At 44.9% G+C, this 7,361-nt stretch carries 7 protein-coding genes; all 7 read right to left on the bottom strand.

The features are described from left to right. Positions 1-228: 228 nt before the first annotated feature. Complete coding sequence (locus tag VGB26_05100) at positions 229-1,200, bottom strand: LOG family protein (GenBank protein HEX9757164.1); 972 nt, start codon at positions 1,198-1,200, stop codon at positions 229-231. A 174-nt stretch (positions 1,201-1,374) separates the two neighbouring features. After that, positions 1,375-2,733, bottom strand: coding sequence for an MBL fold metallo-hydrolase (locus VGB26_05095; GenBank protein HEX9757163.1), 1,359 nt, complete (start codon positions 2,731-2,733; stop codon positions 1,375-1,377). 125 nt (positions 2,734-2,858) lie between these two features. After that, on the bottom strand, positions 2,859-3,548 hold the full coding sequence (locus VGB26_05090) for a DUF4230 domain-containing protein (GenBank protein HEX9757162.1): 690 nt from the start codon (positions 3,546-3,548) through the stop codon (positions 2,859-2,861). Positions 3,549-3,655: 107 nt separating this feature from the next. Continuing rightward, the gene (locus tag VGB26_05085; protein HEX9757161.1) at positions 3,656-4,516 is read right to left on the bottom strand and encodes a transposase; all 861 of its coding nucleotides are present in this window, start codon (positions 4,514-4,516) and stop codon (positions 3,656-3,658) included. 169 nt (positions 4,517-4,685) lie between these two features. Further along, positions 4,686-5,969 carry an ATP-binding protein gene (locus VGB26_05080; GenBank protein HEX9757160.1) on the bottom strand — a complete coding sequence of 428 codons (1,284 nt, stop codon included), beginning with the start codon at positions 5,967-5,969 and terminating at the stop codon, positions 4,686-4,688. Between the two features lie 168 nt (positions 5,970-6,137). Then, positions 6,138-6,386, bottom strand: coding sequence for a hypothetical protein (locus VGB26_05075; GenBank protein HEX9757159.1), 249 nt, complete (start codon positions 6,384-6,386; stop codon positions 6,138-6,140). 288 nt (positions 6,387-6,674) lie between these two features. Then, positions 6,675-6,950, bottom strand: coding sequence for a hypothetical protein (locus VGB26_05070; protein ID HEX9757158.1), 276 nt, complete (start codon positions 6,948-6,950; stop codon positions 6,675-6,677). Positions 6,951-7,361 lie beyond the last annotated feature (411 nt).

Raw genomic sequence — 7,361 nt, 5'->3', positions numbered from 1 at the left:
CAAGCACTACAGATTTTCAAGAACAATCTATATTCTATGCATTAGCCGTCATTCCCGCGAAACCTGTCCTCGAATGCCTCTATCGGGGAGCGGGAATCCAGAAGTTGTTGATTTTAAAGAGCCTGGATTCCTGCCTGCCGGAAGGCGGGCCCGATAAAACATTCGGGAATGATAGACTCAGATTTCAACACCGCCAAAATACGTTAGTGAATTTACGAAAAAGAGCACTTAGGCTTGAAATAACGGCGTTCCGTTTGCCTTGTGCCAGACGAGAATTCCCTCCCAGACCTCCTCCGCGGTCTCCGCATACCAAAACAGTTCCTCGTCCTCCGAGTCGATCACCCCTTCTTCCAGCAGGAACCGAGCGTCAAAAGCTTTCTTCCAGAAAGACCGGCCCACCAAAACCACAGGAAGGGGCTGGATCGTCCGGGTCTGGATCAGTGTCAGGGTCTCGAACAATTCGTCAAGGGTTCCATATCCCCCAGGAAAAGCCACCAGGGCCTTCGCCCGCAATAGAAAGTGCAGTTTTCGAATCCCGAAATAGTGAAAAAGGAAACACAGTTCCGGAGTGATATACGGATTCGGATACTGCTCATGGGGAAGGGAAATATTCAACCCAATGGTCTTGGCGCCCACATCGAAGGCCCCCCGGTTGGCGGCCTCCATCATCCCCGGACCGCCCCCAGTCATTAGAACCACCCGTGTGTCTTCGGGCCCCCCACCAGACTCCCCCACCAGGCGGCCGAAGCTCCGGGCTACATCGTAGTAATGGCTCTTGGCCAGAAGCCTTTCCGCAACCGCCAATTTCCGTTGCAGCGACCCATCATTCGGGGATCGGGCCATGACATCCCGAAGTTCCCGGACGTTTTTTCGGGCCTCTTCCGGCTCGGGAATGCGTGTGCTTCCGAAAACCACAATGGTATGCGGGATATTGTGTTGGACCAAAAGGGTTTCGGCTTTCAGATAATCGAGCTGGAGCCGCACCCCCCGGGTTGTATTCAAATTCAAAAAATCCACGTCCTGGTCCGCCATCCGATAGCTGGAGCTGGCGAAGATGGCCTCTATCTGCTGTTGAGCACCCCCGTTGGCCTCAGGAGGTTTGGGTTTTTCCACGGGTAAGGGTTCTCGCCGCTTGTGAGGGTGAACCGGCCGGGGAACCCCTGTTCCCGATGGAGGATCCTGTTTGTTGTGTTCGCTCATTCTGGGTTAAGTCTCCCGTTAGGGTTCATGGGAATGGATCTACGATTCCATGCCTTCATCTACCCTTCATAGTTTTATTGAGGGTTTACCTCAACCCTCTCACCTCTAACTTCAACCGTTTTTTCCCTTTCTCCTACCCGTCACTCCTCAGGGGATTTTAAAAAAAATCCCTTTTCATTTCAATGTTACCGCTTCCAAATATTCCGGAACGCGGCAGCGCCAATGAAGTTGCTCTTCAATCCGGTGGCGGAGGGCATCCGCTGCAGGGGGCTCCCCATGGGTAATAAACGTAATCTTAGGGGAGGCTTCAAAGCCCCCCAGCCACTCCAGAATTTCCGCGTAGTCCGAATGGGCGGAGAGAGATTCCAAGGAAACAATTTCAGCCTCCACAGGAACGTACTCCCCGTGAATTTTGACCGACGGAACCCCGTTGATCAACGCTTCCCCCCGCGTACCCCCCGCTTGGAAACCCACAAACAAAATGGTGTTCCGCGAGTCCGGTGCCCATGCTTTGATATGGTGAAGCACACGGCCGCCGGTCGCCATACCGCTGGCCGAAATCACGATCATAGGTGCGGGAAGAAGATTCAACCCCTTGGACTCCTGAGTGGTTTTGACAAACCGGGCCCCCTCACACATCGCCTTACAGTCAGCAGGGGTCAATCGGTGTTCCTTGGAATAACGGCAAAAAATATCCGTGGCCTCGATGGCCATGGGACTATTGAGAAAGACCGGAATATCCGGGATCGTCTTTTCGGATTTAAGCAGGCGGAGGTAATGGAGGAGGGACTGGGTCCGCCCCACTGCGAACGACGGAATCAGGAGAATACCTCCGCGCTCCACCGTTCGGTTAATCACCGCCCCCAGTGCCTTTTTGGGGTCCGTCGGATCATGCCTGCGGTTCCCATAGGTGGATTCAATCACCAGGTAATCGGTTTTCCGAATGACAGCGGGGGGGTTCATGAGACGATCCCGGGGGCGACCTAGGTCTCCGGAAAACAGGATGGACCTCTCGCCGTTCCGGAGGAAAACCAAAGAGGATCCCAGGATATGGCCGGCGGGCATGAACCGAAGGGTCAGACCGTCACCCAAATCCACGTCGCGATCCATGTCCACGGGATGGAAATAACCCAGGGACCGCTCGGCATCCTCCCTGGTATACAAGGGAAGGGCCGGCGCATGTTTAGAATAACGGTGCCTATTGGCCCGGTCCGCATCCTCCTCCTGAAGGTAGCCGCTATCCGGAAGAAGAATCGCGCAGAGGTCCCGGGTACCGGCAGTGCAGTAGACCTTTCCGGAAAACCCCTCGTTCACCAACAACGGCAGATATCCTGTGTGATCCAGGTGGGCATGGGTCAAAATGACGGTATCAATCTGTGACGGGCTGATCGGAAGGGACTCCCAGTTCCGCAACCGCAATTGCTTGAATCCCTGAAAGAGGCCGCAATCTACCAACAGTTTTTTTGAACCGGCGCTCACAAGGTATTTGGATCCTGTTACCGTTCCCGTAGCCCCTAAAAACTGAATCTTCATTCCCCCTCTCCCCTCATCTTTTCAAGATATTGCGACTTACGCCTCACATGAGCTGAATGGTTTTACTTTTTTTAATATTTAGGGATGGGATGGATTTGGCTCTCCCCAATTAAAATGAATAAAATTCATTTTTCCTCTAAGGATGGTCTAATTCCTTTTTCCAATAATGGGGCTTCCACTTTTACTTGAACAAGTTCAGCGTCACTAAAATCGATACTGATGTGTTGTGCACCAAAACCTTTAACTAAAATTTCTAAGGTTTTTTTAGCAGATGCCTGAACTTCAGAACGAATTTTTTGGACAAGGTTTTTAGCAATTTGAGCCGCCTGTTGTTTTGCTTCTTCTTTCAGACGATTCCTATCAGCCTCATCAAAACCCATTCCAAAGGCTCTATTCAAAAGGTCAGGAAGCAACCAAGGAAGAAATTTTGCATTTTGCTCATCATAAAAATTAATATCCCTAATATGGATTTCATAAAAACATTTAGGCATTTTTAAATAAAAAGACCCGCCATTTTCTTGTTTAATTAAAAAATCTGGGCTTCGAAGATCATATTTAAAGTCAATATCAAATTCAAAAACCATTGCCATTTTTTTTGTTGAAACAAGCCATCTAAAATACTTCCTTCCCATTTCTCCAAACCAGTGTTCAGCGGTAGTTACAATTTCTTTTGTTATCAGTTTAAAAACGACAAGTTCTCCAACCGAACGGAGTTCTTCAATGGTAGAATAAACATTTAAACTGCTGGCACGACCCAATGTTTTTGGGCGAAACCTAAACCAAAAAAAACCAAAAATACCCATACCTAAAACCAATTAACCCAGCAATAATTCCCATTTCCATAACTTTTTCCCTTATTTTATTCAGCCACCCAAGAACACAAAGGGGTCACAAGAACACAAAGGGGTCAGGTCTTGAATTATCAGTTTAAGCTCTCTCCGTCTTTTAAGGACTTACTTACGGTAGTATAATGAAGCGATAAATAATCCGCAATCTCTTTTAATGTATAGCCAAACTTCAGATGCGCAGTGATTATTTTCCGGTTTCTCCTTGTTTTATCCCTCCTCCGCCCTTCCTTAAAAATCTCGGATAAGGCAGGTCGGTTTGCATAGCGTTGTCGCCGGGGAATCTCTTTAATTCCCTCCTTTTCTGCCAATAGGCCCTTGAATTTTTCAATAAACCCCTTCTCCCCAAGGATAATTTGACCTTTAAGCTCTCCCCACGGTGATTTATCTTGGATGCCTTCCATCACAAATGCTTTATATCTATTCTGTGCCACCGCCTTTTGACTAGCTAATTGGCTCAAAATCCAATCAACCGTTAAATAGCCGGGAGCCCCGTTTAACCCAACAGTCGCCCGGTAACTACTCCATTTCCAGTCTTCCGGCTTTTTGATCATCTTTGCCCTAACAGGGTTTAAGATGACATAGCGGCACAGTTCAAGGAGATAACTCTCTTTTTCAACAAGGATTCCCTTAAACCGGCCTTGAAAGATATGGCCCGGCTTTCGGTGCCTCCGGTTATAGGACTGGGTATAGACCCCATTGAGTTGTCTCATTCCTATAGAGAGATTGGCCTCCGGGGTTTCGATCAGAAGGTGATAATGATTATCCATGAGGCAATACGCATGACAAAGCCAATGGTACTTTTTGATCACTGACCCTAAGACTTCAAGGAATTTCCCCCTATCATGGTCATCTCGAAAGATCTTTCTTCGGGCATTTCCCCGGGAGGTAACATGGTAAACGGCGTCTGGGTATTCAATTCGTAAAGGTCTAGCCATGATAAATTAGAATCCTACCAGTCAAATTATTATATTTCAAGACCTGACCCTAATTATAGAAAGTGCGGGAGGGAGAAATTCTCAAGGAGATGGAAAAAGCGAAAAGGAGAAAAAGGTTTAGGGTTAAGAGGGTCCGTTTCAATTGAGGAAATAAATTTTCCTTGTTTGCTTACCGTTGCCCATTCCCAATTTCACCCTGTATTTTTTGAGGGTCAGTGGCACACAATTTAATCCATAAAGCAAAAGCCCTATGTTGTAACCGATAAATTCCCCGTTCCCCTTCTTTGGGAAAGATTATATGGCGGTCCAAAAGAGCCCTGATCGCATTATTTAAGGTTGAGCCTTTGCCCTTGAATTGTTTTCTTATTTCCTTCTTTGTAACCCAATCATCTAATTCATTTGCCATTATTCTCAAAACCTGCCGATAACTGTCCTTTTGAATCTTTTTGTAGAAATCACTATGGTAATACCTATCGCCTATAAGTTCGATTGCCCCTCTCGGTTTTTTATTGAAAGCCCCGCTGATGGCATCATTCATGTCTATGAGGTAGTCGGAGTCATGGTCGAAGGAAGAATAACCGAACTGTTGTACAAAATGCGGATAACCCTGTGATAGTCTTGCCAAGAATACTCTGGCCTCCTCGGTTATTTGAGTCGGGGTTGTATTTTCTGTGTTTGCTTTTTTTAACCCACAATTTAAAACAAAATTAACCTCGCCATCTAAGAGCGGTCCCAATGCTATTTCGTCGAATAAACGGAGAGACGATTGGTGACTATCTCGGAGTATGTCCCTCAAATCCGGGAGCCCTGCTAAGGTTACCATTAAATTGTTGCAATTGTTCCTTTGAAGTCTTTCCAGAAGAAGTTTCATGAAAGACCCAAGACTCAATGATTTAGAAGCGTTATCGGATTCATCAATCAAAATCAAAACGCCATCGTATGTTGAGCTGAAAATCTTTCTGGTTTCATCTGTTTCGGTTAATCGGCTCACGGTTTTTGCAAGGGAAAAAGCAAAACTTTCCTGAAGGATCTCTGGGTTTATTGCATCTTTTACACCTCCAAGATTTACCCCAAAAGCTTCTACCTTTTGGAGGAAACCCCAGGCATCCTGGAAAAACTTCCTGGATGGTTCTGTTTCCCCCAGTTTATTTCTAAGGCCAAGTTCGATTTTATTTACCAAACCAAGAGGCGAAGTACTGCTATCAATATCAGTTTCAATGACTAGAAAGTTGAAAGTTGTTTCGTTTAAGGGTATAGCACCCTCCGCCATGAATTTTAAAAAAATTAAGAGGGAAGTTTTACCTATACCACGCTCCCCTGTAATCATGAAATGCTTTGGTTGGCCTGCACGTGTTTGAAACAGGGCCTGCTCAAACTGCTTAACTTCAGCTGTTCGGCCTGCAAACATCCCGGGGGCTACAGGGGAGTTTGGACGAAAAGGATTAAGCTTCATCTATTTTACATCACCTCTTTAATTGTTAAAAACCAAAAGGTTTTTTTTAAATACTTCCTATAGAGCTTTTCCTCACACCTTCTTCAAAACATCCCTATAGATTTATTGATAAAATTTTCCCATCCCCCCTCCATGCTTGAGGGTGTTATTTTAGGAGGAGGGGGAGTTTCACTTGTATATTTTTATGGCCCCACTGAAAGCGGTTACTTCGGCCAATACCTCATTCGATCTGTAATCTCTAACCTTAAATCGGTGGTAACCTATCAATTCTTCCAAATCAGACTTAATGACCAGAAGGAAATCCTTCTTATCCTTAACGGGAAAAAAACCCCATACTTCTTGGTCAACGTAAACGATTCTTTCATAATTGGAAAATTCATAAGAGCGAACAAGGCCGGCCTCGATGTTTGCCTCCATAAATGTTTTTAGTTTGTTAGGATAGGATGATATTGATTTGACATCGGATTCGGCGGAAACGCTTCGAGATGGGAATTTAGTAGTGGGTAAATAAACGAACAAAACAATAAATGCTAGAAATAATAAAACAACCCGAAAAATTATAGAACTAGATTTTTTAATCCTTTACCCCACATTGAGGATATTTTTCAGCCTTGATGCTTACTTCATGGGAACATTCTTTGCTTTTTATTAGGGCCATTCTAATTCCTTCTTTATGAATACTGGTGCCTGAAAATTAATAAAGAGTTACTCAAATTCCGATAAATCTAAATCCCACTCGGTATTTTCACCAATTTGTGGGACAACAATAACCGTTGCTTTCTCTTTAGTCTTAATAGAATCATACGCAAAAGAGGCATTCACCCAGGAACTATAAGCCGGAGAGTTTGGCCAACGAGATGTTGTGTTGGGAAAGTCCACGTTTACTTTTTCCGGCTGGATAACCTTTTCTCCTTGTTTTATTACCATATGAATGTCTTGTTTGTCAGGACTGTCGTGGCATACCAGATAGCTAATAACCATGCTTGAATCTTTTAAAAAAATGTCGATTTCAGCTTGGTCTATTTCTTTAAACTTTTTGGCTTTTGAATAGCTGCCAAAATATATGTTTGATAATTTAGTGGCTATTGTTCCGATTCCACAAGAACCAGGAAGGCCAAACTTGTTTTTTATCTTAAAGTTATCAACAGAGACTTTGCCCTCATCAATTGCTTTTTGAATTTTCTCTATTGTAGGATTTAATTCTATGGTCTTACCAATTATTGGAAATATGGTTAAGAGTAAAAAAAATCCTATTAGAGCCTGTCCGGCAAACCATTAAGTTAGGGATAGCACATTGGCGAATGTGATCCGTGCGGAATTATTCATCCATCGAAGAGTTAGAGGGTCCATCGATATGGAAGTCATGGTATATGCAAGAGAGGCATCCATGTC

Source organism: Nitrospiria bacterium (assembly GCA_036397255.1).
Taxonomy (GTDB): Bacteria; Nitrospirota; Nitrospiria; order DASWJH01; family DASWJH01; genus DASWJH01.
This window is presented reverse-complemented; position numbering and strand designations above follow the sequence as displayed.